The organism is Pseudomonas sp. GW821-FHT02B10 (assembly GCF_059421865.1).
The window spans coordinates 81,154-104,457 of sequence record NZ_JBWKVU010000001.1 but is presented as its reverse complement, the minus strand read 5'-3'; the positions used below and the strand labels follow the sequence as shown (position 1 = coordinate 104,457).

At 59.4% G+C, this 23,304-nt stretch carries 21 protein-coding genes; 5 read left to right on the top strand and 16 right to left on the bottom strand.

Features of this window, described 5'->3' with window-relative positions:
- Positions 1-13 precede the first annotated feature (13 nt).
- The 3 genes from folP to rlmE form a co-directional block, all read right to left on the bottom strand.
- Positions 14-865, bottom strand: coding sequence for a dihydropteroate synthase (gene folP, locus AC07VU_RS00450; RefSeq protein ID WP_495029404.1), 852 nt, complete (start codon positions 863-865; stop codon positions 14-16).
- A gap of 8 nt (positions 866-873) precedes the next feature.
- Positions 874-2,778, bottom strand: coding sequence for an ATP-dependent zinc metalloprotease FtsH (gene ftsH / locus AC07VU_RS00445; RefSeq protein WP_009046930.1), 1,905 nt, complete (start codon positions 2,776-2,778; stop codon positions 874-876).
- A 201-nt stretch (positions 2,779-2,979) separates the two neighbouring features.
- Entirely contained in the window at positions 2,980-3,609 is a 630-nt protein-coding gene (rlmE, locus tag AC07VU_RS00440; RefSeq protein WP_007920869.1) for a 23S rRNA (uridine(2552)-2'-O)-methyltransferase RlmE, read from the bottom strand.
- A 106-nt stretch (positions 3,610-3,715) separates the two neighbouring features.
- Between rlmE and AC07VU_RS00435 the strand changes: the two genes are divergently transcribed.
- Complete coding sequence (locus AC07VU_RS00435; protein ID WP_007920867.1) at positions 3,716-4,024, top strand: YhbY family RNA-binding protein; 309 nt, start codon at positions 3,716-3,718, stop codon at positions 4,022-4,024.
- A 12-nt stretch (positions 4,025-4,036) separates the two neighbouring features.
- Here AC07VU_RS00435 and AC07VU_RS00430 read toward each other — a convergent pair whose 3' ends face one another.
- The 8 genes from AC07VU_RS00430 to grpE all read right to left on the bottom strand — a co-directional run bounded on the left by AC07VU_RS00430 (position 4,037) and on the right by grpE (position 14,515).
- Positions 4,037-4,441, bottom strand: coding sequence for an MFS transporter (locus tag AC07VU_RS00430; protein ID WP_274305514.1), 405 nt, complete (start codon positions 4,439-4,441; stop codon positions 4,037-4,039).
- Between the two features lie 28 nt (positions 4,442-4,469).
- A complete protein-coding gene (gene greA / locus AC07VU_RS00425; RefSeq protein ID WP_007920862.1) occupies positions 4,470-4,946 on the bottom strand; it encodes a transcription elongation factor GreA in 477 nt (158 codons plus the stop codon).
- A complete protein-coding gene (carB, locus tag AC07VU_RS00420; RefSeq protein WP_007920860.1) occupies positions 4,943-8,164 on the bottom strand; it encodes a carbamoyl-phosphate synthase large subunit in 3,222 nt (1,073 codons plus the stop codon). Before carB ends, greA begins: the two co-directional genes overlap by 4 nt.
- Positions 8,165-8,268: 104 nt before the next feature.
- The gene (gene carA / locus AC07VU_RS00415; RefSeq protein WP_007920857.1) at positions 8,269-9,405 is read right to left on the bottom strand and encodes a glutamine-hydrolyzing carbamoyl-phosphate synthase small subunit; all 1,137 of its coding nucleotides are present in this window, start codon (positions 9,403-9,405) and stop codon (positions 8,269-8,271) included.
- Positions 9,406-9,663: 258 nt separating this feature from the next.
- Positions 9,664-10,470 (bottom strand): 4-hydroxy-tetrahydrodipicolinate reductase, encoded by an 807-nt coding sequence (gene dapB, locus AC07VU_RS00410; RefSeq protein WP_274305512.1) that lies wholly within the window; start codon positions 10,468-10,470, stop codon positions 9,664-9,666.
- Between the two features lie 10 nt (positions 10,471-10,480).
- Positions 10,481-11,605, bottom strand: a complete 1,125-nt coding sequence (dnaJ, locus tag AC07VU_RS00405) for a molecular chaperone DnaJ (protein WP_007920853.1) — start codon at positions 11,603-11,605, stop codon at positions 10,481-10,483.
- A gap of 324 nt (positions 11,606-11,929) precedes the next feature.
- Complete coding sequence (dnaK, locus tag AC07VU_RS00400; RefSeq protein ID WP_009042117.1) at positions 11,930-13,846, bottom strand: molecular chaperone DnaK; 1,917 nt, start codon at positions 13,844-13,846, stop codon at positions 11,930-11,932.
- Positions 13,847-13,948: 102 nt separating this feature from the next.
- Entirely contained in the window at positions 13,949-14,515 is a 567-nt protein-coding gene (gene grpE, locus AC07VU_RS00395; RefSeq protein ID WP_009042116.1) for a nucleotide exchange factor GrpE, read from the bottom strand.
- Between the two features lie 252 nt (positions 14,516-14,767).
- On the opposite strand from grpE, the gene recN reads away from it, so the two are divergent.
- A complete protein-coding gene (gene recN, locus AC07VU_RS00390; protein ID WP_092422177.1) occupies positions 14,768-16,441 on the top strand; it encodes a DNA repair protein RecN in 1,674 nt (557 codons plus the stop codon).
- 90 nt (positions 16,442-16,531) lie between these two features.
- On the opposite strand, the gene fur is transcribed toward recN, so the two are convergent.
- Complete coding sequence (gene fur / locus AC07VU_RS00385; RefSeq protein ID WP_007920840.1) at positions 16,532-16,936, bottom strand: ferric iron uptake transcriptional regulator; 405 nt, start codon at positions 16,934-16,936, stop codon at positions 16,532-16,534.
- 98 nt (positions 16,937-17,034) lie between these two features.
- On the opposite strand from fur, the gene AC07VU_RS00380 reads away from it, so the two are divergent.
- Complete coding sequence (locus AC07VU_RS00380) at positions 17,035-17,562, top strand: outer membrane protein assembly factor BamE (RefSeq protein WP_007920839.1); 528 nt, start codon at positions 17,035-17,037, stop codon at positions 17,560-17,562.
- Between the two features lie 58 nt (positions 17,563-17,620).
- On the opposite strand, the gene AC07VU_RS00375 is transcribed toward AC07VU_RS00380, so the two are convergent.
- Genes AC07VU_RS00375 through AC07VU_RS00365 form a run of 3 tightly spaced genes read right to left on the bottom strand, consistent with a single transcriptional unit; the run spans position 17,621 to position 19,779 of the window.
- Positions 17,621-17,941: an RnfH family protein gene (locus AC07VU_RS00375; RefSeq protein WP_172963016.1), complete on the bottom strand. Its 321-nt coding sequence runs from the start codon at positions 17,939-17,941 to the stop codon at positions 17,621-17,623.
- Complete coding sequence (locus tag AC07VU_RS00370) at positions 17,934-18,368, bottom strand: type II toxin-antitoxin system RatA family toxin (RefSeq protein WP_007920838.1); 435 nt, start codon at positions 18,366-18,368, stop codon at positions 17,934-17,936. The genes AC07VU_RS00375 and AC07VU_RS00370 overlap by 8 nt, the downstream gene beginning before the upstream one ends.
- 7 nt (positions 18,369-18,375) lie before the next feature.
- Positions 18,376-19,779: a sodium-dependent transporter gene (locus tag AC07VU_RS00365; protein WP_101336805.1), complete on the bottom strand. Its 1,404-nt coding sequence runs from the start codon at positions 19,777-19,779 to the stop codon at positions 18,376-18,378.
- 117 nt (positions 19,780-19,896) lie between these two features.
- Here AC07VU_RS00365 and smpB point away from each other — a divergent pair, with 117 nt between their 5' ends.
- The gene (smpB, locus tag AC07VU_RS00360) at positions 19,897-20,379 is read left to right on the top strand and encodes an SsrA-binding protein SmpB (RefSeq protein ID WP_009042112.1); all 483 of its coding nucleotides are present in this window, start codon (positions 19,897-19,899) and stop codon (positions 20,377-20,379) included.
- A 79-nt stretch (positions 20,380-20,458) separates the two neighbouring features.
- Here the strand turns inward: smpB and AC07VU_RS00355 are convergent, their stop codons facing one another.
- Complete coding sequence (locus tag AC07VU_RS00355; RefSeq protein ID WP_495029403.1) at positions 20,459-21,226, bottom strand: FCD domain-containing protein; 768 nt, start codon at positions 21,224-21,226, stop codon at positions 20,459-20,461.
- Positions 21,227-21,487: 261 nt separating this feature from the next.
- Here AC07VU_RS00355 and AC07VU_RS00350 point away from each other — a divergent pair, with 261 nt between their 5' ends.
- Complete coding sequence (locus AC07VU_RS00350) at positions 21,488-23,173, top strand: lactate permease LctP family transporter (protein ID WP_053259598.1); 1,686 nt, start codon at positions 21,488-21,490, stop codon at positions 23,171-23,173.
- Positions 23,174-23,304 lie beyond the last annotated feature (131 nt).

Below are 23,304 nucleotides of genomic sequence, written 5' to 3'. Positions count from 1 at the left end.
TGCTCCATCATTCTTATTCGGCTGATTCCACAGCTGTAATCATCCGCACGACATCCACCGTCTCGGCCACATCATGGACCCGCAGGATCCTTGCCCCTTTGGACATTGCCAGAGCGGCAAGAGCCAGTCCGCCATACAGCCGCTCGCCGACGGGGCGACTCAATGCCTGACCTATCATGCTCTTTCGTGAAACTCCGACCAGCAGAGGTCGACCAAGGGCATGCAGGGCATCCATATGCTTGAACAGGCTCAAGTTGTGCTGCAGGGTCTTCGCGAAGCCAAAACCCGGATCCAGAATGATCCGTTCCGATCCGATACCCAATGCTGCACACTGAGCCATACGGTCAGCCAGGAATTCCCCCACTTCTTTGGTTACATCCCGATACTGCGGATTGTCCTGCATATCGCCAGGCTCGCCGAGCATATGCATAAGGCAGACCGGTAAACCTGTAGCTGCTGCAGCATCCAGCGCGCCATCCCGCCGCAACGAGCGGACATCATTGATCAATCCAGCGCCTAGACGCGCAGTTTCACGCATGACCGCAGGCGTGGATGTATCGACCGAAATAATGACATCCAGTTCACGATGGATACGTTCGACGATAGGTGCTACCCGCTCAAGCTCTTCAAGCGGCGATACTGCCCGTGCACCAGGACGAGTGGACTCGCCCCCCACATCGATGAGCGTCGCGCCCGCCAGCACCATACCTTCGGCATGGCGCAAGGCAGCATCAAGCTGACTGAAACGGCCACCATCAGAGAAGGAGTCGGGAGTTACATTAAGAATGCCCATGACATGCGTATGGGCCAAATCAAGAACCCGGTTGCCGCAAGGCAACCGGGTCGAGGACGACATAGAAGTCATTTCAAACCTTAGTGGTCAGCAGCCGGGCCGCCGATCGGTGTCTCTGGACGTTCGTTCTGCACCACCGGAGGCGTGGTACCCGAGCCGCCCTCCCAATCGCGAGGCTCGCGAGGGGTACGACCAGCCATGATGTCGTCGATCTGCTCGGCATCGATGGTTTCATACTTCATCAAGGCATCGGCCATCGCATCCAGCTTGTCGCGGTTATCCGTGAGGATCTGCTTGGCGGTGCCATAGCACTGGTCGATGATGCTACGAACTTCGGAGTCGATCAGCTTGGCGGTTTCCGCAGACAGGCTTGCATGCTGACTGCCAGCACTGCGCCCCAGAAAGACCTCACCCTCTTCTTCGGCGTACATCAACGGACCCAGTTTTTCGGAAAGCCCCCATTTGGTCACCATGTTCCGCGCAATCTGGCTCGCGCGCATGATGTCGTTGGAAGCACCGGTAGTTACACCATCGAAGCCCAATGTCATTTCTTCAGCGATACGACCGCCGTAGAGCGAGCAGATCTGACTGATCAGCGCACGCTTGGACAGGCTGTAGCGATCCTCTTCCGGCAGGAACATGGTTACACCCAGAGCCCGACCACGCGGGATGATCGAAACCTTGTAGACCGGATCATGCTCAGGCACTACGCGACCGACAATGGCGTGACCCGCTTCGTGATAAGCCGTGTTCTGCTTTTCCTTCTCGGACATGACCATGGATTTGCGCTCCGCGCCCATCATGATCTTGTCTTTTGCCAGCTCGAACTCTTTCATTTCGACGATGCGCTTGCCGCTACGGGCAGCGAAAAGCGACGCCTCGTTCACCAGGTTGGCCAGGTCGGCACCAGAGAAGCCGGGCGTACCACGGGCAATCACGGCCGGTGCGACATCTTCACCCATCGGCACTTTACGCATGTGAACTTTCAGAATCTGCTCACGGCCACGGATATCCGGCAAACCAACCACAACCTGACGGTCAAAGCGGCCTGGACGCAGCAGCGCCGGGTCCAGCACATCAGGACGGTTGGTGGCGGCAATAACAATGATGCCGTCGTTCATTTCAAAGCCATCCATCTCTACCAGCAGCTGGTTGAGAGTCTGTTCGCGCTCATCATGACCACCACCCATGCCGGCACCACGATGGCGACCAACGGCATCGATCTCGTCGATGAAAATGATGCACGGAGCATGTTTCTTGGCCTGCTCGAACATATCGCGAACGCGGCTGGCACCCACACCAACGAACATTTCGACGAAGTCGGAACCGGAGATGGTGAAGAACGGAACCTTGGCTTCACCGGCGATGGCCTTGGCCAGCAAGGTCTTACCGGTACCAGGAGGGCCAACCATCAGCACGCCGCGAGGAATACGACCGCCCAGGCGCTGGAACTTGCCCGGATCGCGGAGAAACTCGACCAGCTCACCCACTTCTTCCTTGGCCTCGTCGCAACCCGCGACATCCGCCAATGTGGTTTTCACTTGATCTTCGGACAACAGGCGCGCCTTGCTCTTACCGAAGCTCATCGGCCCGCCCTTGCCACCAGCACCGCCCTGCATCTGCCGCATGAAGAACATGAAGACGGCGATGATCACCAGGATCGGGAAGCTGGCGACCAGCAGTTGGGTCCAGATGCTTTGCTGCTCAGGCTGCTTGCCTTCGACGACCACGTGATTATCTACCAGGTCACCGATCAGGCCGTTGTCCTGAATCGCAGGACGAATGGTCTTGAAGCTATCGCCATCGTTGCGCTTGCCGGTAATCACATAACCATCAACGGCTACGCGCTCGACCTTGCCATCCTTAACTTGCTGGATAAAGTCGGAATAGTTGAGGGTCTGCGGCTCGTTAGGGCTGGAGAAGTTGTTCATCACCGTCACCAGGACAGCCGCGATGATCAACCACAGGATCAGATTCTTTGCCATATCGTTCAATTAACTACCCTCTGAAGCAAGCTCCGCTGCTGGCGCGCGCTTCGCATGATATTCACCGACCTAACTTACTACATTACCTACAGCTCTGGCAGGCGCTGTCTGTAACCCTTTGTGAAACCCAGATTACACAATATTCGCTTAAGCCCCCGGGGCGAAATACGAAAAAACTATCAACCCGGTCAAAAACAACCTTTACTCGATACGCCCGCGAAAGCCACGTCCCAGCAGATACTGCTCGCGAGAACGATCACGGGAAGAACTCGGTTTGCGCATCACCACCTTGTCGAACATCTTGCGAACGTTCTTGTGGTATTCGTCGAAACCTTCTCCCTGGAAAATCTTTATCAGGAAGTCGCCACCGGGACGCAGAACCCGCCCCGCCAAATCAAGTGCCAACTCGCACAGAAACATCGCCCGCGGCATATCTACGGCAGGCGTACCACTCATATTGGGGGCCATATCGGAAATCACAAGGTCCACCTGGGAATTTCCGACCGCCTCGAGGATTTGAGCCAACACTGCATCTTCGGTGAAGTCGCCCTGAATGAAGGTGACATCAGGGATGCTATCCATTTCCAGAATGTCGGAAGCGATCAGTCGCCCCTGCCCGCCGATCAGACGACTGGTCACCTGCGACCAGCCCCCTGGCGCCGCGCCCAGATCGATAACACTCATTCCAGGACGGATCAAGCGATCCTTTTCCTGGATTTCCAGCAGCTTGTAGCTGGCACGCGAACGGTACCCATCTTTTTGCGCCATTTTGACGAATGGGTCGTTGAAGTGCTCTTTCAGCCAGTTATGGCTTGTCTTGGAACGGGCCACGGGCCACCTCAAAAAATAAAACGGGTCGTGATTAACTGGGCGGTCCCGGACGCGCTCGGGTAAACTGGCCGCCGCTTTTTACAAGATCAGACGCAGGGGTCAGATTATGCCGCTCACTCAAGAGCAGAAGAAACAGTACAAATCCATTGGCCACCATCTGAAACCAGTATTGACTGTGGCTGACAACGGTTTGACCGAAGGTGTGTTGGCCGAACTTGAACGCGCCTTGAGCGATCATGAGCTGATCAAGATCAAGCTCAACATCCTCGAACGCGAGTCCCGCCTGGAAGCCATTGCCGAACTGTGCAAGGCCGGCAAAGCGGATCTGGTGCAGGTCATCGGCAAAATGGCGCTGATTTATCGCAAGAACGCCAAGGTAAACAAGCAACTGTCCAACGTCCATCGCTTCCACTGACGTCGACAGGGGTCAAGGGCGTGCTTCGCGCGCCCTGCCACTCCACCCAGGCACCGGCTGCAATACCAGCACCAGACCGGAAAAAGCCAAGACAAGATAGCTGAACAGCTGCCAGCGCTCGACATCCGACAGCCCGAAACGCACCACGAAATACATCGTGCACGCACATAACGCCACCAACAGCAGCTGCCCTCGCATATCCCGCCACAGGCTCGCCAGCCCTTCAGCACGCACCAATACCAGCACCTGAAGAACGATGCATACCGCTGAAAAACCAACCAGCAGCGCACTCAGCGCATTACCGATCTCTTCGATCAGCAGCGGCGCCAGGCCAATCTGGCCCAGCACCGGCAACAAGCCGACATGCAACAACCACACACCACCGACCCACAACATCTGAGTCAGTTGCCAAAGCATAGCGCCTGCATTCAGCAGGCGCCCTCGTTCAGACGTGGCGGACTTCGACAATCTCATACTCGATCACGCCGCTAGGCGTTTTAACGGCAACCACATCACCCTCTTCCTTGGCGATCAAGGCACGGGCAATGGGCGAACCTACAGAGATCTTTCCGAGCTTGATATCAGCCTCATCCTCACCAACGATCTGGTAAGTGACGCTCTCATCGGTTTCGACGTTGGCGATTTCGACGGTAGTGCCGAAAATCACCTTGCCTGTATGAGGAATGCTCGTCACATCGATGACAACCGAGTTTTGCAGGCGGCCTTCAATATCACGGATGCGCGCTTCAACCATTCCCTGCTCCTCGCGGGCAGCATGGTATTCAGCGTTTTCCTTGAGGTCACCGAGTTCTCGAGCCTCACCGATGGCCTGGCTCAAGCGTGGCCGCTCGACCTTGCTTAGGAACGTCAACTCTTCTTCCAGGGCCTTGGAGCCCTGGACGGTCATTGGGTATTTATTCATGCCTTCAATCCTGCATGTAGATCCTGCAAGCGGCGCACGGTCTTTTCCGGACCGAACTTGAGCGCTTCACAGATGGCCTCGCCCGCAGCAATGGTGGTGGTGCAGTAGATCTTGTGCTGCAAGGCGTTACGACGAATGGAATAAGAGTCAGCGATCGACTGACGACCTTCGGTGGTGTTGATGATCAGCGTGACTTCGTCATTCTTGATCATGTCGACCACGTGCGGACGACCTTCAGTCACCTTGTTCACACGGCGCACCTTCAGGCCTGCCGCCTCGATCAGCTTGGCAGTACCAGCAGTAGCGACCACTTCGAAGCCCAAGTTGATCAGATCACGAGCCACGCCCGCAACCAACGGCTTGTCGTCGTCACGCACGCTGATGAACGCGGTACCACCAGTCGGCAGCACTTCGCTAGCGCCCATCTGGGCCTTGGCGAAGGCTTCGCCGAAGGTGTCACCGACACCCATCACTTCGCCGGTCGACTTCATCTCCGGGCCGAGGATCGGGTCGACACCCGGGAATTTGGCGAACGGGAACACCGCTTCCTTGACGCTGTAGAAGTTAGGAATGATTTCCTTGGTGAAGCCCAGCTCTTTCAGGGTCTTACCCGCCATGACGCGCGCGGCGATCATCGCCAGGGAGACACCGATGCACTTGGAAACGAACGGCACGGTACGGGAAGCACGCGGGTTCACTTCGATGACGTAGATCTGCTCGCCCTGCAAGGCCAACTGCACGTTCATCAGGCCGACCACGCCCAGCTCCAGGGCCATCTTCTTGACCTGTTCGCGCATCTCGTCCTGGATGTGCGCAGGCAGCGAGTACGGCGGCAGCGAGCAAGCGGAGTCACCGGAGTGCACGCCAGCCTGTTCGATGTGCTGCATGATCGCGCCGATCACCACATCCTTGCCGTCGCAGACCGCGTCCACGTCCATCTCGATGGCGCAGTTGAGGAAGTGGTCCAGCAGCACCGGGCTGTCGTTGGACACTTGCACCGCTTCACGCAGGTAGCGCTTGAGCTCTTCTTCTTCGTAAACGATTTCCATCGCCCGGCCGCCCAGTACATAGGACGGACGCACCACCAGCGGGTAGCCGATCTTGGCCGCAGCACGAATCGCTTCGTCTTCGCTGCGCACGGTGGCGTTTGGCGGCTGACGCAGGTTCAGGCGCTCGACCATCTGCTGGAAGCGTTCGCGGTCTTCGGCACGGTCGATGGCGTCAGGACTGGTACCGATAATCGGCACGCCGGCCGCTTCCAGGGCACGCGCCAGTTTCAGCGGAGTCTGGCCGCCGTACTGGACAATCACGCCTTTTGGCTTCTCGACGCGGACGATTTCCAGTACGTCTTCCAGGGTCACTGGCTCGAAGTACAGGCGATCGGAGGTGTCGTAGTCAGTGGAAACGGTTTCCGGGTTGCAGTTGACCATGATGGTTTCGTAACCATCGTCACGCAGCGCCAGTGCCGCGTGCACGCAGCAGTAGTCGAACTCGATGCCCTGGCCGATACGGTTCGGGCCGCCACCCAGGATCATGATCTTGTCGCGACCCGAAGGTGCAGCCTCGCACTCTTCCTCATAGGTCGAGTACAGGTAGGCGGTATCGGTGGCGAACTCGGCCGCGCAGGTGTCGACGCGCTTGTAGACCGGGAACACTTCCAGCTTGTGGCGGTGGGTACGCAGGTTCTTCTCGGTCACGCCCAGCAGCTTGGCCAGACGCTGGTCGGAGAAGCCTTTGCGCTTGAGGCGGAACATCAGGTCGCGGTCGATGGCCGACAGGCCCAGAGTCTTGACCTTCTCCTCTTCCTTGATCAGATCTTCGATCTGCACCAGGAACCAAGGGTCGATCATGTTCATGCCGAAGATCTGCTCGACGGTCATGCCGGCACGGAACGCATCAGCCACGTACCAGATACGCTCGGCGCCCGGCACGGTCAGCTCGCGCTTGAGCACGTTCATGCTTTCCGGGTTGCTCAGGTCGAGCTTCGGATCCAGACCGCAGACACCCACTTCCAGGCCACGCAGCGCTTTCTGCAGGGATTCCTGGAAGGTCCGGCCGATGGCCATCACTTCACCCACCGACTTCATCTGAGTGGTCAGGCGGGCATCGGCCTTGGCGAATTTCTCGAAGGCGAAGCGTGGCAGCTTGGTCACGACGTAGTCGATGGACGGCTCGAAGGACGCTGGGGTCTTGCCACCGGTGATGTCGTTCGACAGCTCGTCCAGGGTGTAACCCACGGCCAGCTTGGCGGCGACCTTGGCGATCGGGAAGCCGGTGGCTTTCGAAGCCAGGGCCGAAGAACGGGATACCCGCGGGTTCATCTCGATCACCACCATGCGGCCAGTGTTCGGGCAGATGCCGAACTGGACGTTGGAGCCACCGGTTTCCACGCCGATCTCACGCAGTACCGCCAGGGAGGCGTTGCGCAGGATCTGGTATTCCTTGTCGGTCAGGGTCTGTGCCGGAGCCACGGTGATCGAGTCACCGGTGTGCACGCCCATCGGGTCGAAGTTTTCGATCGAGCAAACGATGATGCAGTTGTCCTTCTTATCGCGGACCACCTCCATCTCGTATTCTTTCCAGCCGATCAGCGATTCGTCGATCAGCAGTTCCTTGGTCGGCGACAGGTCCAGGCCGCGGGCGCAGATCTCTTCGAACTCTTCACGGTTGTAGGCAATGCCACCACCGGTGCCGCCCATGGTGAAGGACGGGCGGATGATGCACGGGAAGCCCAGTTTCTCGAGGACCGCATTGGCCTCGTCCATGCTGTGGGCGATACCGGAGCGCGGGCACTCCAGGCCGATCGCCTTCATCGCGGTGTCGAAGCGCGAACGGTCTTCGGCCTTGTCGATGGTGTCGGCATTGGCGCCGATCATTTCCACGCCGAACTTCTCCAGAACGCCTTCACGCTCCAGGTCCAGGGCGCAGTTCAACGCAGTCTGGCCACCCATGGTCGGCAGCAGAGCGTCCGGACGTTCTTTCTCGATGATCTTGGCAACGGTCTGCCACTTGATCGGCTCGATGTAGGTGGCGTCGGCCATGGCCGGGTCGGTCATGATGGTCGCCGGGTTGGAGTTCACCAGGATGACCCGGTAACCCTCTTCGCGCAGGGCCTTGCAGGCCTGGGCGCCGGAGTAGTCGAATTCGCAAGCCTGGCCGATCACGATCGGGCCAGCGCCGAGAATCAGGATGCTTTTAATGTCTGTACGTTTTGGCATGGGTTGTCACTCAAATCCGCAGGTCAGTCGGCAAGCCGTCTTGATCAAATCTCTGAAGCGCTGAAGGGGCCGCCGAGGCCGGGGCCACCTTCAGGGGCGAGCACTCAGCGTCGCTTGGCCATCTCGTTGATGAAACGATCGAACAGCGGCGCCACATCGTTCGGGCCCGGGCTCGCTTCAGGGTGACCCTGGAAGCTGAACGCGCTCTTGTCGGTACGTTCGATGCCTTGCAGGGTACCGTCGAACAGCGATTTGTGGATCGCCCGCACGTTGCCTGGCAGGGTGGCTTCGTCCACCGCAAAACCGTGGTTCTGGCTGGTGATCATCACTACACCGCTGTCCAGGTCCTGGACCGGGTGGTTGGCACCGTGGTGGCCGTGGCCCATCTTCACCGTCTTGGCGCCGGAGGCCAGTGCCAGCAGTTGGTGGCCCAGGCAGATACCGAAGACCGGGATCTCGGTTTCCAGCACGTCCTTGATCGCCTGGATGGCGTAATCGCAAGGCTCGGGGTCGCCAGGGCCGTTAGACAGGAACACGCCGTCAGGCTTGAGTGCCAGGACGTCGCTGGCCGGAGTTTGCGCAGGCACTACGGTCACGCGGCAACCGCGCTCGACCAGCATGCGCAGGATGTTCAGCTTGACGCCGTAGTCGTAGGCAACCACGTGGTACGGCAGCTCGGAAGCCTCGATGGTCGGATGACTGTCGGTCTTCAGGCTCCAGACGCTGGAGCGCCACTCGTAGCTTTCCTTGGTGCTGACGACCTTCGCCAGATCCATGCCTTTCAGGCCAGGGAAGCCGCGCGCTGCGGCAATCGCCGCTTCGTCGGAGATATTGTCACCGGCCATGATGCAGCCGTTCTGCGCACCTTTCTCGCGCAGGATGCGCGTCAGGCGACGGGTGTCGATACCGGCGATCGCCACAACGTTGTTGGCTTTCAGGTAGTCGGACAGGGACAGGGTGTTACGCCAGTTGCTCGCAACCAGTGGCAGGTCGCGAATCACCAGACCGGCCGACCAGACACGATCGGACTCGGCGTCTTCCGGCGTGGTGCCGGTATTGCCGATATGCGGGTAAGTCAGGGTAACGATCTGTTGGGCGTAGGAAGGATCGGTAAGGATTTCCTGATAGCCGGTCATTGCGGTGTTAAACACCACCTCACCAACGGTTTGACCGTCGGCTCCAATGGCTTCGCCGCGAAAAATGCTGCCATCAGCAAGGGCGAGTATGGCTGGCTTAGTCAAGAAGACCTCCCGTAAATAAAGCCTGAAAGGGCGATCGCAGGTTGTAAAAAAGCGGAGTGACGTATGGACACGTCACCCCGCTTCTTCACTGAATTATTCTGCGCGCTTTTAGTGGACACACTAAAGCTGTAGCTTACAGAAAAAGGCTTTTTTGGTCCACCGCTAAAGAGCCTTAAAGGCAGAGGAATGCGACAGAACATCGCTTAGCGGGGTAAAACAGGGCTCAAGCGCGAAGCCTGGCCCTGTTTTGGATGCATCTCAACGCAGATCCAGCACATCCTGCATGTCATAAAGACCCGCCGGACGACCGTCCAGCCACAACGCAGCACGTACTGCACCCTTGGCGAAAGTCATGCGACTGGAAGCCTTATGGGTAATCTCCAGACGCTCACCCTCAGCAGCGAACAACACCGTGTGATCGCCCACCACATCACCACCCCGGACCGTGGCGAAACCAATGGTTTCACGCTCACGAGCGCCGGTATGGCCTTCACGGCCATACACCGCGACCTTCTGCAGATCACGCCCCAGCGCATCGGCAATCACCTCACCCATGCGCAGAGCGGTTCCCGAAGGTGCGTCGATCTTGTGCCGGTGATGCGCCTCGATGATTTCGATGTCTGCATCATCGCCCAGCACACGGGCTGCCATGTCGAGCAGCTTCAGCGACAGATTGACGCCAACGCTGAAGTTGGCGGCGAACACGATCGGAATATCCTTGCCTGCCTCGGCCAGCACCTGCTTTTCCTTGGCGCCCAAGCCCGTGGTACCGATCACCATGGCCTTGCCCGCCTTGCGGCAGAACGCCAGGTTCTTCAGCATCACTTCCGGCAGCGTGAAATCGATCAACACATCGAATTCATCGACAACCTTTTCCAGGCTGTCGGACATCGGCACACCGATGCGCCCCAGCGATGCCAGCTCGCCAGCATCGGCACCGACCAACGAACTGCCAGGCCGCACGATCGCCGCGGTAAGTCCGGAGAGCGGCGAGCGCTGTTGCACGGCCTCCACCAGGTTCTTACCCATGCGCCCTGCGGCGCCCATCACAGCTATACGTCGCATGCTTCGCTCCTTACAGGTCGCCGAAGAAGCGCTTCACGCCTTCGAACCAGCCAGTGGTTTTCGGCGAGTGGGTATTGTCGTCCGCCAGGGAACCACGCAACTCTTCGAGCAATTCACGCTGACGACGACTCAGGTTCACCGGCGTTTCCACCGCAACCCGGCACATCAAGTCGCCAGCACCGCCGCCACGCACCGGAGCCACACCCTTGCCACGCACACGGAACTGCTTGCCGGTCTGGGTGCCCTCAGGGATCTTCAGCTTGACCCGGCCATCCAGCGTCGGGATTTCCAGCTCGCCGCCCAGCGCCGCGTCAACGAAGCTGATAGGCACTTCACAGAACAGGTGCTTGCCGTCGCGCTGGAAGATCGAGTGCTCACGCACATTGATCACCACATACAGGTCGCCCGTAGGGCCGCCCTGGGTCCCCGCCTCTCCTTCGCCGGACAGACGAATGCGGTCGCCGGTATCGACACCCGCCGGCACCTTCACCGACAGCGTCTTGTACTCTTCGACGCGACCTTCGCCATGACAGGAATCGCACGGATCGGAAATGATCTTGCCCTGGCCATGGCAACGCGGGCAGGTCTGCTGCACCGAGAAGAAGCCCTGTTGCATGCGCACCTGGCCGATACCGCCACAGGTCGGACAGGTCACAGGCGAGGAGCCTTTCTTGGCGCCCGAGCCGTCGCAAGGCTTGCAGTTGACCAGCGTCGGAACGCGGATATTCACGGTGGTGCCGCGCACCGCCTCTTCCAGGTTCAGCTCCAGGGTGTAGCGCAAGTCGCTGCCACGCTGAGCCCCGCCACGGGAGCCGCCGCGACCGCCACCAAAGAAATCACTGAAGACGTCGCCAAAGATGTCGGAGAAATTCTGGCCACCGAAACCGGCGCCACCGCCACCCATGCTCGGATCGACACCGGCATGACCATATTGGTCATAAGCCGCGCGCTTGCTCGAGTCAGACAATACTTCGTAGGCCTCGTTGGCCTCCTTGAACATATCTTCCGACGCTTTGTCGCCGGGATTACGGTCCGGGTGGTGCTTCATCGCCAGGCGGCGGTAAGCCTTTTTCAGGTCGGCTTCGCTCGAGCCTCGCTCCACACCCAATACTTCGTAATAGTCACGCTTTGCCATAAGTCTTCACACTCTTGAGGACGTTCGACAATGCTCTCCTGAGCCTCGCCAAACTCGTTGAGCCCCAATACAGGCCCGGACCCAACTCACGTCAATTCAACGATCCTGGTCTTGGATAGACGACCAACAGACTGGCCGACAACTGCGGTAATCCCGAACGGAAAGCAGGAGCATTTCCGACCGTACCGCCGGCGCGCGAAAAGAATCGCACACCGTAAAAAATTCGCTTGCTCCAGACACGCCAACGCGGGAGCAAGCTCCCGCGCGGCGACATCCTACCAGTCACCGCACAAAGGCAGTCAACCGGCCGACCAACAAGCAGTCTTACTTGTGGTCTTTTACTTCTTCGAACTCGGCGTCGACGACGTCATCGGCTTTCTCGGCCGACTCGGCCTGCGAAGCTGCGCCTTCTGCCGGCTGAGCCTGCTCGGCGTACATCTTCTGAGCGACCGGAGCCGACACCTTCGACAGCTCTTCGACCTTGGCGTCGATGGCAGCCTTGTCATCGCCCTTGATAGCGGCTTCAAGGGCAACCACGGCAGCTTCGATCGCAGCCTTCTCTTCAGCAGTCACTTTGTCGCCCGCATCAGCGATCATCTTGCGAGTCGAGTGAACCAGGGCATCGCCTTGGTTACGCGCGCTGGCCAGCTCTTCGAACTTGCGGTCTTCTTCGGCGTTGACTTCAGCATCACGAACCATCTGCTGAATTTCTTCCTCGGACAGACCGGAGTTGGCCTTGATCACGATCGACTGGGTCTTGCCGGTCGCCTTGTCTTTCGCACCTACGTGCAGGATGCCGTTGGCGTCGATGTCGAAGGTCACTTCGATTTGCGGCACGCCACGTGGAGCTGGTGGAATCTCGGCCAGATCGAACTTGCCCAGGGACTTGTTCTGCGCGGCTTGCTTACGCTCGCCCTGCAGCACGTGAATGGTCACTGCGCCCTGATTGTCGTCGGCAGTCGAGAACACTTGCGATTTCTTGGTAGGAATCGTGGTGTTTTTCTCGATCAGCGCGGTCATCACGCCGCCCATGGTTTCGATACCCAGGGTCAGCGGGCTGACGTCCAGCAGCAGTACGTCTTTCACGTCACCGGCCAATACCGCGCCCTGGATGGCTGCGCCCATGGCAACGGCTTCGTCCGGGTTCACGTCCTTGCGTGCTTCTTTACCGAAGAAATCGGTCACCAGCTTCTGCACCAGCGGCATGCGGGTCTGACCGCCGACCAGGATCACGTCGTCGATCTTGCTGACGTCGATACCGGCGTCCTTCATGGCGATGCGGCAAGGCTCGATGGTGCGCTGAACCAGGTCTTCAACCAGCGACTCCAGCTTGGCGCGGGAGATCTTCACGTTCAGGTGCTTAGGACCGGTGGCGTCTGCAGTGATGTACGGCAGGTTGACGTCGGTCTGCTGGCTCGAGGACAGCTCGATCTTGGCTTTTTCAGCGGCCTCTTTCAGGCGCTGCATGGCCAGCGGGTCACCCTTGAGGTTCATGCCGCTTTCTTTCTTGAACTCGTCCACGAGGTAGTCGATCAGACGGATGTCGAAGTCTTCACCACCGAGGAAGGTGTCACCGTTGGTTGCCAGTACTTCGAACTGATGCTCGCCATCGACTTCAGCGATTTCGATCACGGATACGTCGAAGGTACCGCCACCCAGGTCATAAACGATCACGGTGTGATCGCCCTTGGCCTTGTCCATGCCGTAAGCCAGAGCGGCCGCGGTCGGTTCGTTGATAATACGTTTTACGTCCAGACCCGCGATGCGGCCGGCGTCTTTGGTCGCCTGGCGCTGGCTGTCGTTGAAGTAGGCCGGAACGGTGATCACAGCTTCGGTCACAGCCTCGCCGAGGTAGTCTTCGGCGGTCTTCTTCATTTTCTTGAGGATTTCAGCCGAGATCTGTGGCGGAGCCATTTTCTGGCCGTTCACTTCAACCCAGGCGTCGTTGTTGTCAGCCTTGACGATCTTGTAAGGGACCATCTGGATGTCTTTCTGTACGACTTCTTCGTCGAAACGGCGACCGATCAGACGCTTCACCGCGTACAGGGTGTTGTGCGGGTTGGTCACGGCCTGACGCTTGGCCGACTGGCCAACCAGGATTTCGCCATCGTTGGCGTAAGCGATGATGGACGGCGTGGTACGCGCGCCTTCAGCGTTTTCGATAACTTTTACGTTGCCGTTTTCAAGAATGGAGACGCAGGAGTTGGTAGTCCCCAGGTCGATACCGATAATTTTGCCCATGTTAACTCTCCCGAAACTTTAGATTTTGTTGCCGCAGCAGTGGTGGCCGACTGCGGTAGCACTTAAACGCTTGACCTATAAATGGGGGCCCTGCGCGCGATTTCAAGCCTTCTCGTCAATCGAAGGCGAAACCGGTGCGGGTGCCTTGCTGACCACGACCATGGCCGGGCGCAGCAGGCGACCGTTGAGCTGATAGCCCTTCTGGAACACCTTGAGAACGCTGTTCGGCTCGACGTCGGCACTTTCCTGCATGGCCATCGCCTGGTGCTGTTCAGCGTTGAACGGTTCGCCATGCGGATCGATCGCTTCCAGCTGATAACGCTTCAGGGTGTCCTGGAACATCTTCAGGGTCAGTTCGATACCTTCACGCATCGGGCGAATGCTTTCGTCGTCCGGGCTGGACAACTCAAGACCGCGCTCGAGACTGTCGATTACTGGCAGCAGGTCGCCAGCAAAACGCTCGAGGGCGAATTTGTGAGCTTTTTCTACATCCTGCTCGGCACGGCGGCGGACGTTCTGCAGATCAGCCGCAACACGCAATGCCTGATCCTGAGCGCCAGCCAACTGCTCTTCGAGCACTTGCACACGAGCCGCCAGATCTTCGCCCGAAGTCTCGGGGGCCTGATTGGCGTCGAGATTTTGCGTATCCAGCGTCTGTTCGTCAGCCATAAAATTCTCCTTTCAATATCGTCCGCGAGCTCAACTCACGCTTCTGCCCCGATATATGGGGTCGCATTTTCCAGGTTCAAGGGCCGTGCCCTCGGCAAAAATCATTGGACGCCCCCAAACGCCGGTCGCTAACTATTCCCGCACACGATAAAAAAATCCGCCAAGCAAGCGAATCGAGCTAAGGGCGGGCATTGTCAGCCGAAAACAAAACACTGTATAAATAACCAGACCTAAAGCTTGGGAGCGGCCTTTATGCTGGTGCACCTGTCCGTACACAACTACGCCATCGTTGAACATCTCGATCTGGAACTGGATCGCGGGATGAGCGTCATCACGGGTGAAACCGGCGCCGGCAAATCGATCATGCTCGACGCCCTGGGACTGACCCTGGGTGATCGCGCCGACAGTGGCGTAGTACGCCCAGGTGCCGACAAGGCCGACATTCTCGCCACCTTCGACCTGGAAGACATTCCCGAGGCCCGCACCTGGCTCGCCGAACGCGACCTGGACAACGACAGCCCATGCATCCTGCGCCGGGTCATCACCGCCGAAGGCCGTTCCCGAGGCTACATCAACGGCTCCCCCTGCCCGCTAGGAGACCTCAAGGCCCTCGGCGAACTGCTGATCGACATCCACAGCCAGCATGAACACCAGTCGCTGCTGAAAACCGACACCCACCGCCGCCTGCTCGACGAGTACGCCGGCGCCACCGACCTGGCTCGCCAGGTATCGCTGGCAGCCCAGCGCTGGCGCCAGACCCGCCAGGAACTGGAGCGCCTGTCCAACTCCGGGGACGAGCAGCGGGCTCGCCACCAGCTCCTCAGCTATCAGCTGGAGGAACTGGAAAACCTGGCCCTGGGTGAAAACGAACTCGAACAACTGGAACTCGAACACAAGAACCTGACCAATGCCGAAAGCCTGCTGGGCATCTGCCGGCAGGTCGTCGAGCATTGCAGCGAAAGTGATTCGGGCAACGTCCTCAGCGCCCTGACAGCGAGCCTCAATCGCCTGTCGAGCATCGGCAACACCTCCGGCGCCCTGGCGGAAGCCACCAACCTGCTGGCCAGCGCGCAAATCCAGGTCGAAGAAGCCGTCGGCGAACTGAATCGCTTCGTCGACCATTTCGATGCGGACCCGGCGCGCCTGCAACAACTGGAGGAGCGGCTGGACGCCATCTATACCCTGGCCCGCAAACACCGGATCCAGCCCACCGAGGTGGCAGCCATGCAGCAGAAACTGCTGGAGGAAATCGAAACTCTGGATGCCAATGACGAATCCATTGAGCGCCTGGGCGATGAGCTGAAATCCTTTGCCCGGCACTATCACGAAAAAGCCAGGGAGCTGAGCGAGCTGCGCCAGCAGGCCGCAACCAGCCTGGCCAGCGCCGTCGAACAGGAAATCCAGCGCCTGGGCATGCCTGGCGGCCGCTTCACCATCGAACTGCACGCCAACAGCGGCGATGAACTACAGCCCAACGGCCTCGAGCAGGTCGAGCTGCTGGTCAGCGCCAACCCCGGCCAGCCGCTCAAGGCCCTGGCTAAAGTCGCATCCGGGGGCGAACTGTCGCGGATCAGCCTGGCAATCCAGGTGATTACCGCGCAGACCTCTCGTGTCCCGACCCTGGTATTCGACGAAGTGGACGTCGGCATCGGCGGCCCGACCGCGGAGATCGTCGGCCAACTGCTACGTCGCCTCGGCGAGCGCGGCCAGGTATTGACGGTCACCCACTTGCCGCAGGTGGCAGCCCAGGGCCATCAACATCTTTTTGTGCACAAGGTGCGCGGCAGCGATGCGACTCACACCGCGGTTTCCAAACTGGGCAAGACCGAGCGGATCGAAGAGGTAGCGCGGATGCTGGGCGGCATCGACCTGACCAAGGAGTCGCTGGCTCACGCGAAAAAAATGGTGGTTACCGCCAAGGCTTGAGTCCCTGCCACTTTAATAAAGAGCAGAAAGCACGAAGGCGACCCTTGGGTCGCCTTCGATCGTTTCGCGGACTATGTCCGCGTGACATGCTTATTTCTTCGTGCGTACGTACAGCACCAAGTTGTGATCCACCAACTCGAAGCCATGCTTCTCGACAATCGCCTTCTGAAGCTTCTCGATTTCTTCGTCGAAGAATTCGATCACCTCACCGGAATCCACGTTGACCATGTGGTCGTGGTGACCGCCGTCAGCCAGTTCGAATACAGCATGACCGCCATCAAAGTTGTGGCGTACCACAAGGCCTGCTGCTTCAAACTGGGTCAGAACACGGTAAACCGTGGCCAGACCGACATCCTCGCCAGCTTCCATCAGCGCCTTGTAAACATCCTCGGCGCTCATGTGTCGCTGCTCGGCGGAATCGAGCATTTGTAGAATTTTGACCCGTGGCAGAGTCACTTTAAGGCCGGCTTTACGTAGTTCGCTATTTTCAACCATGGTCAGCTTTCTCGCGGATGCTGCTTCGCAGCTTCTCTTAATGCGGGTATGATCGGGGTTTACGTTGTCCCAGCCAAGATAGTGGAAGTCGCCCACCGATGCAAAACACCAAGCTCTTGCTAACCAGTTTCACCTTCGTGGGACTGCTCGCACTCGCCGGTTGTTCATTCCCCGGGGTTTACAAAATCGACATCCAGCAGGGCAATGTCGTCACGCAGGACATGATAGACCAGTTACGCCCGGGAATGACCCGCCGGCAAGTACGGTTTATCATGGGCAACCCTCTGTTGACCGACACGTTCCACGCCGATCGCTGGGATTATCTGTACAGCCTGCAACCAGGTGGCGGTGAACGCCAGCAGGAGCGCGTCAGCGTTATCTTCAACGGTAACGACCAACTGGTCAGCCTTTCCGGTGACTTCATGCCTGGCGTAAGCCGCGACGAAGCCATCCTGGGCAAGGACAGTGGCACCACCGTGACCGCCCCGACTGAAAACGCCGAACAGCCAAAACCGGAAAAACCGGCCAAGCCTGGCTCTCTGCTCGATCAGATCCAGAAGGACGTCGACAACGTCGAGACCGTTCCGGTGCCAACACCAGAACCTCTGGACACCTCGCCGCAATAATTTGTGGTGGAATAAAAAAGCCCGGCGAGTCCGGGCTTTTTGTTGCCTGTCAATTTGCTCAGGACTCTGAATTACGAGCCCGGGCCTGCGCCGCCTTTGCCGCGCGCAGACGTCGGACCTCTTTAGGGTCAGCCAGCAGCGGGCGGTAGATTTCGATGCGGTCGTCCGCCCGAACCGGCTGCTTCCCTGGGTCCGCAACCGCTTTGCCAAAGATCCCCAGCGGACAATTGTCCAGATCCAATTCTGGAAATTGCGCGCCTATCCCACAGCCTTTCACTGCCGCACGAACAGTAGTCCCCGTTGGCACCGCAACACTGAGCAATACCTGCCGGTCGACCGCGGCATACACCACCTCGACTTCGATCATTGGCTCAAGCATGCAACTGCTTGGCCCGCTGACAAAACGCATCGACCAGGGTGTTGGCCGCCTGGTTGAACAAAGGCCCCAAGGTCGCGCGAACCAGTGGACCGGCGTAGTCGAACGACAAATCCAGGCTGATCTTGCAGGCCTTCTCGCCCAGCGGTTTGAAAATCCACACGCCGTGCAACTGGTTGAACGGCCCTTCCTCCAGGTTCATCTCGATCGACTGGCCCGGCACCAGGGTATTGCGCGTCACGAAATGCTGGCTGAGCCCGCCCTTGGCAACGGCCAGGCTGGCGCGCATCTGCACCTCACTGCTCTCCAGCACCTCGGCCGACGAGCACCAGGGTAAAAACTCCGGGTAGCGCGCCACGTCGTTGACCAGGTCGTACAAAAACTGCGCCGGATAAGGCAACAGGGCCGAGCGTTGAATATGTGTCGTCATGTCAGCGTCATTTCCACAACTGGGCGGCAAACACTATAAGAATGCCGATGGGCGCCACATAGCGCATCAAAAACAGGGTCAGGGCAAAAAGCAGCGGACTGCGGATCGACAGCTCATCACGAACCGCCTCGCGCCCCATCACCCAACCCGCGAACACCACAAAGCAGAGGCCACCCAAGGGCAACATGATCCGCGAGGTGAAGAAATCGATCACCCCGAAGAAATCCAGACCACCCGCCGCCCCCCATTGGTAGAGGTGGAAAGCCCCACCTTCGTTCACGAAAAACTTGGCCTGCTGCCAGATATTGAAGGAGAACACCGTTCCCAATCCGACGAACCAGCAGGTAAACGCCAGCCAGAATGTCACCCAGCCGCGACGGATTCGAGTCCGCTCCACCAGGTAAGCCACCATCGGCTCCAGCAGCGAGATCGCCGAGCTCCAGGCGGCAATGGCCACCAGGACAAAAAACACCACGCCCATCAGCTGGCCGAACGCCACATTACCAAAGGCAAAAGGCAAACTGACAAACATCAGCCCTGGACCTTCACTCGGGTTCAGCCCCGCGGCAAATACGATCGGGAACAGCGCCAGCCCCGCCAGCAGCGAAACGAAGGTGTCCAGCAGCGCCACGCCGACAATAGTGCCGGAAATGGACGAATGCTTCGGCATGTAAGCGCCGTAGATCATGATGGAACCGACACCGACGCTCAGGGAAAAGAACGCATGCCCCATGGCCGGCAACAGGCCGTCGAGCAGCTTGTCGGTGCTGAAGTCGAACATGAAATGCACGCCTTCCATGAAATGCCCGGTGGTCAGGCTGTAACCCAGCAGGATCAGCAGCATCACGAACAACAGCGGCATCATGATCCGTAGGCTGCGCTCAAGCCCGGCCACCACGCCCTTGGCGATGACCGCCGCCGACAACAGCATGAACAGCGTGTGCCACAGCGTCAGCCGCCAGGGGTCGGCAATCACCGTGCCGAAATAGGCGCCGACCTGATCCGCCGTCACGCCCTGGAAATCACCACGGCCCATATCGATGATGTAGTCCAGCGACCAACCACCCACGACGCTGTAGAAGGAAAGAATCAACAAGGCCGTGATCATCCCGGCGAACGCGCCCCAGGACCACTTGGCCGAATGCCCGGCCTCCAGGGCCAGCGCCTTCAAGGCATTGGCCGGGCTTTGCCGGGCGCGACGGCCGATCAGGGTTTCCGCCAGCATCACCGGCACACCGATCAGCGCGATGCAGGCGAGAAATACCAGGACAAAGGCGCCGCCACCGTAGACGCCGACCATATAGGGGAATTTCCAGATACTTCCCAGGCCCACGGCAGAACCAGTCGCAGCGAGTATGAAAACCCAGCGACTGGCCCAGCCGCCGTGGACAGAAACCTTGTCCGTCGACATCAAAAACGCGCCCAACCGAGAAAAAAGAGGGCGCATTGTCCGGGATTCACTCAACCTGCTCAAGCACGCAGCTTCACCGTAGCCGACACGCGTGCAACTGCCTATAATGCCGCCCCTATGGCTAAACAGAAGAAACACCCAACAGGGACCATCGCGCAAAATAAAAAGGCGCGTCACGATTACTTCATCGAACATCGGTTCGAGGCTGGCATGGTCCTGGCCGGCTGGGAAGTAAAGAGTCTGCGTGCGGGCAAGGCACAACTGGTCGACAGTTACGTGCTGCTCAAGGACGGCGAAGCCTGGCTGCTGGGCAGCCACTTCACGCCACTGACCACCGCCAGCACCCATGTGATCGCCGACCCCGTGCGCTCGCGCAAACTGCTGCTCAACAAGCGCGAGCTGGAGAAGCTGTTCGCTGCCGTGCAGCAGAAGGGTTATGCCTGCGTGTGCCTGTCGCTCTACTGGAGCAAGCACATGGTCAAGTGCGAGATCGCACTCGGCAAGGGCAAGAAGGAATACGACAAGCGTCATACCGAACGCGAGCGCGACTCCGATCGTGAGCTGCATCGCGCGGTGCGCAACAAGGGCAAGGAAGAGTAACGCTCTTCTGCCTTGATGCCATGATCGCGAACCATCTCGCTCCTACCAGGAGCGAGCTGGCCAGCGATGAATCTCCCAACTAAATCCCCTTGCGCCGCTCCGCCCGGGCCATGCGCTGCACTTCCTGACGCACCTCTTCCAGCACTTCCTGCACATACAGAATGTGCCGGCTGGAGACTTCGCGCGCCTGCTCGGCACGTCCTTCGATAATCGCCTGGTACAGATCGCGGTGCTGGCTGATCAGCATGTCGCGGGTTTCGGTGCGCTGCTTGTACATGCCGCCAATGTTGGTCACCACGTTGCGCTTGAGCAGATCGAACAGCCCGCAAATGGTGTGCAGCAAGACAGCGTTGTGACTGGCCTCGGCAATCGCCAGGTGAAATTGCGCGTCTGCCGCACCCTCTTCCGCCCGGCTCACATCCCCGGCCCGGGAATAGCAATCCTGCAGCTCCTCGAAGGCCGCGGTGAGCCGTTCACGATCCACCTCGGTGGCACGCAATGCTGCGTAATAGGCACATGAGGCTTCCAGGGTGTGGCGAAACTCCAGCAAGTCACGCTGGGCTTCAGGGTTGCTTTCCAACAACTGCAGCAGCGGATCGCTGAAGGTCGAGCCCAGCGACTCCACCACATAGTTACCGCCGCCCTGGCGACTGACCAGCAAGCCCTTGGCCGTGAGTTTCTGGATCGCCTCGCGCAACGACGGTCGCGAGACACCGAACTGCTCCGCCAACGCACGCTCCGCCGGCAGGCGCTCACCGGACTTCAGCGTGCCCTCGAGGATCATCCCCTCGAGCCGCTCGACAATATCGTCAGACAAACGGCGCTGACGAATCTGATCAAACCCCATAACTCACTCTCCACGATCCCGACCGCGCGCCGGGCTCTCTATTCTGGCCTATCGGGGCTGCGCCAGCACCTATCAGAACGCATGTCGGCGAGCGGATCAGATGCCATCTGCACCGCACCTTCGACAAAAGTTTTAGGGCGGCAAATTGACACACCGCTCACAAGGCTTTTACCCTAGCCAACAGCGATTGTAAATTGGTCTTACCAATTAACCAAATACGCTGACCAGTGCCTGACCAACAACAATTAGGGGCCACCCCATATGCAAACCTGGCAACAGCTTTACAGCCCGCTCGGCAGCCTCGGCCTGTCCGCCCTCGCCGCCGTCATCCCGATCGTCTTCTTCTTCCTGGCTCTGGCCGTGTTCCGCCTCAAAGGACACGTCGCCGGCAGCATCACCCTGGGGCTATCGATTCTGGTGGCGATCTTCGCCTTCCAAATGCCCGCCGACATGGCGCTTGCCGCCGCTGGCTATGGATTTGCCTACGGTCTGTGGCCCATCGCCTGGATCATCGTCGCCGCCGTGTTCCTCTACAAACTGACGGTCAAGAGCGGCCAATTCGAGGTCATCCGCAGCTCCGTGCTGTCGATCACCGACGACCAGCGCCTGCAGGTGCTGCTGATCGGTTTCTGCTTCGGGGCCTTTCTCGAAGGTGCCGCCGGGTTCGGCGCGCCGGTCGCCATTACCGCCGCGCTGCTGGTGGGCCTGGGATTCAATCCGCTGTACGCCGCCGGCCTGTGCCTGATCGCCAACACCGCCCCGGTGGCCTTTGGCGCCCTGGGCATCCCGATCATCGTGGCGGGCCAGGTAACCGGCATCGACGCGTTCAAGATCGGCGCCATGACCGGCCGCCAGCTGCCGCTGCTGTCGCTGTTCGTGCCGTTCTGGCTGGTGTTCATGATGGACGGCCTGCGTGGCGTCAAAGAGACCTGGCCCGCGGCGCTGGTGGCCGGCCTGAGCTTTGCCGTGACCCAGTACTTCACCTCGAACTTCATCGGCCCGGAGCTGCCGGACATCACCTCGGCCCTGGCCAGCCTGGTTTCCCTGACGCTGTTCCTCAAGGTCTGGCAACCCAAGCGTTCGTTCGCCGCGGCCACCGCCAGCGTCGGCGCCGCTGCCGTGCGCAACGGCGGTTTCGGCCAGCCGCGCACCACTCAGCCTTCACCCTACAGCTTCGGTGAAATCTTCAAGGCCTGGTCGCCATTCCTGATTCTCACCGTGCTGGTCACCATCTGGACCCTCAAGCCGTTCAAGGCGATGTTCGCCGCCGGCGGCTCGATGTACAGCTGGGTATTCAACTTCGCGATTCCGCACCTGGATCAGCTGGTGATCAAGAGCGCGCCAATCGTCGCCACTCCGACCGCGATTCCGGCGGTGTTCAAGCTCGACCCGATTTCCGCCACCGGCACAGCGATTTTCTTCTCCGCGCTGATCTCGATGCTGGTGCTGAAGATCAATTTCAAAACTGGTCTGACCACTTTGAAAGAGACCTTCTACGAACTGCGCTGGCCGATCCTGTCCATCGGCATGGTGCTGGCCTTCGCCTTTGTCACCAACTATTCCGGCATGTCCTCGACCATGGCCCTGGTGCTGGCCGGCACCGGCGCAGCGTTCCCCTTCTTCTCGCCGTTCCTCGGCTGGCTGGGGGTGTTCCTGACCGGTTCGGACACTTCGTCCAACGCCCTGTTCAGCTCGCTGCAAGCCACCACCGCGCACCAGATCGGCGTCAACGACACCCTGCTGGTGGCGGCCAACACCAGCGGCGGCGTGACCGGCAAGATGATCTCGCCACAATCGATCGCCGTGGCCTGCGCCGCCACCGGCCTGGTAGGCAAGGAATCGGACCTGTTCCGCTTCACCCTCAAGCACAGCCTATTCTTTGCCACCATCGTCGGCCTGATCACCCTGGCCCAGGCCTACTGGTTCACCGGCATGCTGGTGCACTGATCGCGACACCGAAAGAACCGGCGCCGGAGCACCCACCCGGCGCCTGCAACTCACAACCCGGTCTGCAAGGCTGCTGAAAGCTTGTCTCTCTATATTCAGCAGCCGCCGCAGACGGATAACCGGGCCCACCC

What these genes read in the sequence shown, in the direction of transcription:
- grpE (WP_009042116.1), bottom strand. Translation starts at nt 14,515, where the DNA reads ATGGCTGACGAACAGACGCTGGATACGCAAAATCTCGACGCCAATCAG.
- AC07VU_RS00370 (WP_007920838.1), bottom strand. Translation starts at nt 18,368, where the DNA reads ATGACGACACATATTCAACGCTCGGCCCTGTTGCCTTATCCGGCGCAG.
- dnaJ (WP_007920853.1), bottom strand. Translation starts at nt 11,605, where the DNA reads ATGGCAAAGCGTGACTATTACGAAGTATTGGGTGTGGAGCGAGGCTCG.
- carB (WP_007920860.1), bottom strand. Translation starts at nt 8,164, where the DNA reads ATGCCAAAACGTACAGACATTAAAAGCATCCTGATTCTCGGCGCTGGC.
- AC07VU_RS00435 (WP_007920867.1), top strand. Translation starts at nt 3,716, where the DNA reads ATGCCGCTCACTCAAGAGCAGAAGAAACAGTACAAATCCATTGGCCAC.
- greA (WP_007920862.1), bottom strand. Translation starts at nt 4,946, where the DNA reads ATGAATAAATACCCAATGACCGTCCAGGGCTCCAAGGCCCTGGAAGAA.
- recN (WP_092422177.1), top strand. Translation starts at nt 14,768, where the DNA reads ATGCTGGTGCACCTGTCCGTACACAACTACGCCATCGTTGAACATCTC.
- dapB (WP_274305512.1), bottom strand. Translation starts at nt 10,470, where the DNA reads ATGCGACGTATAGCTGTGATGGGCGCCGCAGGGCGCATGGGTAAGAAC.
- AC07VU_RS00365 (WP_101336805.1), bottom strand. Translation starts at nt 19,779, where the DNA reads ATGTCGACGGACAAGGTTTCTGTCCACGGCGGCTGGGCCAGTCGCTGG.
- AC07VU_RS00355 (WP_495029403.1), bottom strand. Translation starts at nt 21,226, where the DNA reads ATGGGGTTTGATCAGATTCGTCAGCGCCGTTTGTCTGACGATATTGTC.
- dnaK (WP_009042117.1), bottom strand. Translation starts at nt 13,846, where the DNA reads ATGGGCAAAATTATCGGTATCGACCTGGGGACTACCAACTCCTGCGTC.
- AC07VU_RS00375 (WP_172963016.1), bottom strand. Translation starts at nt 17,941, where the DNA reads ATGCTTGAGCCAATGATCGAAGTCGAGGTGGTGTATGCCGCGGTCGAC.
- AC07VU_RS00430 (WP_274305514.1), bottom strand. Translation starts at nt 4,441, where the DNA reads ATGCTTTGGCAACTGACTCAGATGTTGTGGGTCGGTGGTGTGTGGTTG.
- AC07VU_RS00380 (WP_007920839.1), top strand. Translation starts at nt 17,035, where the DNA reads ATGCAAAACACCAAGCTCTTGCTAACCAGTTTCACCTTCGTGGGACTG.
- ftsH (WP_009046930.1), bottom strand. Translation starts at nt 2,778, where the DNA reads ATGGCAAAGAATCTGATCCTGTGGTTGATCATCGCGGCTGTCCTGGTG.
- smpB (WP_009042112.1), top strand. Translation starts at nt 19,897, where the DNA reads ATGGCTAAACAGAAGAAACACCCAACAGGGACCATCGCGCAAAATAAA.
- AC07VU_RS00350 (WP_053259598.1), top strand. Translation starts at nt 21,488, where the DNA reads ATGCAAACCTGGCAACAGCTTTACAGCCCGCTCGGCAGCCTCGGCCTG.
- fur (WP_007920840.1), bottom strand. Translation starts at nt 16,936, where the DNA reads ATGGTTGAAAATAGCGAACTACGTAAAGCCGGCCTTAAAGTGACTCTG.
- folP (WP_495029404.1), bottom strand. Translation starts at nt 865, where the DNA reads ATGACTTCTATGTCGTCCTCGACCCGGTTGCCTTGCGGCAACCGGGTT.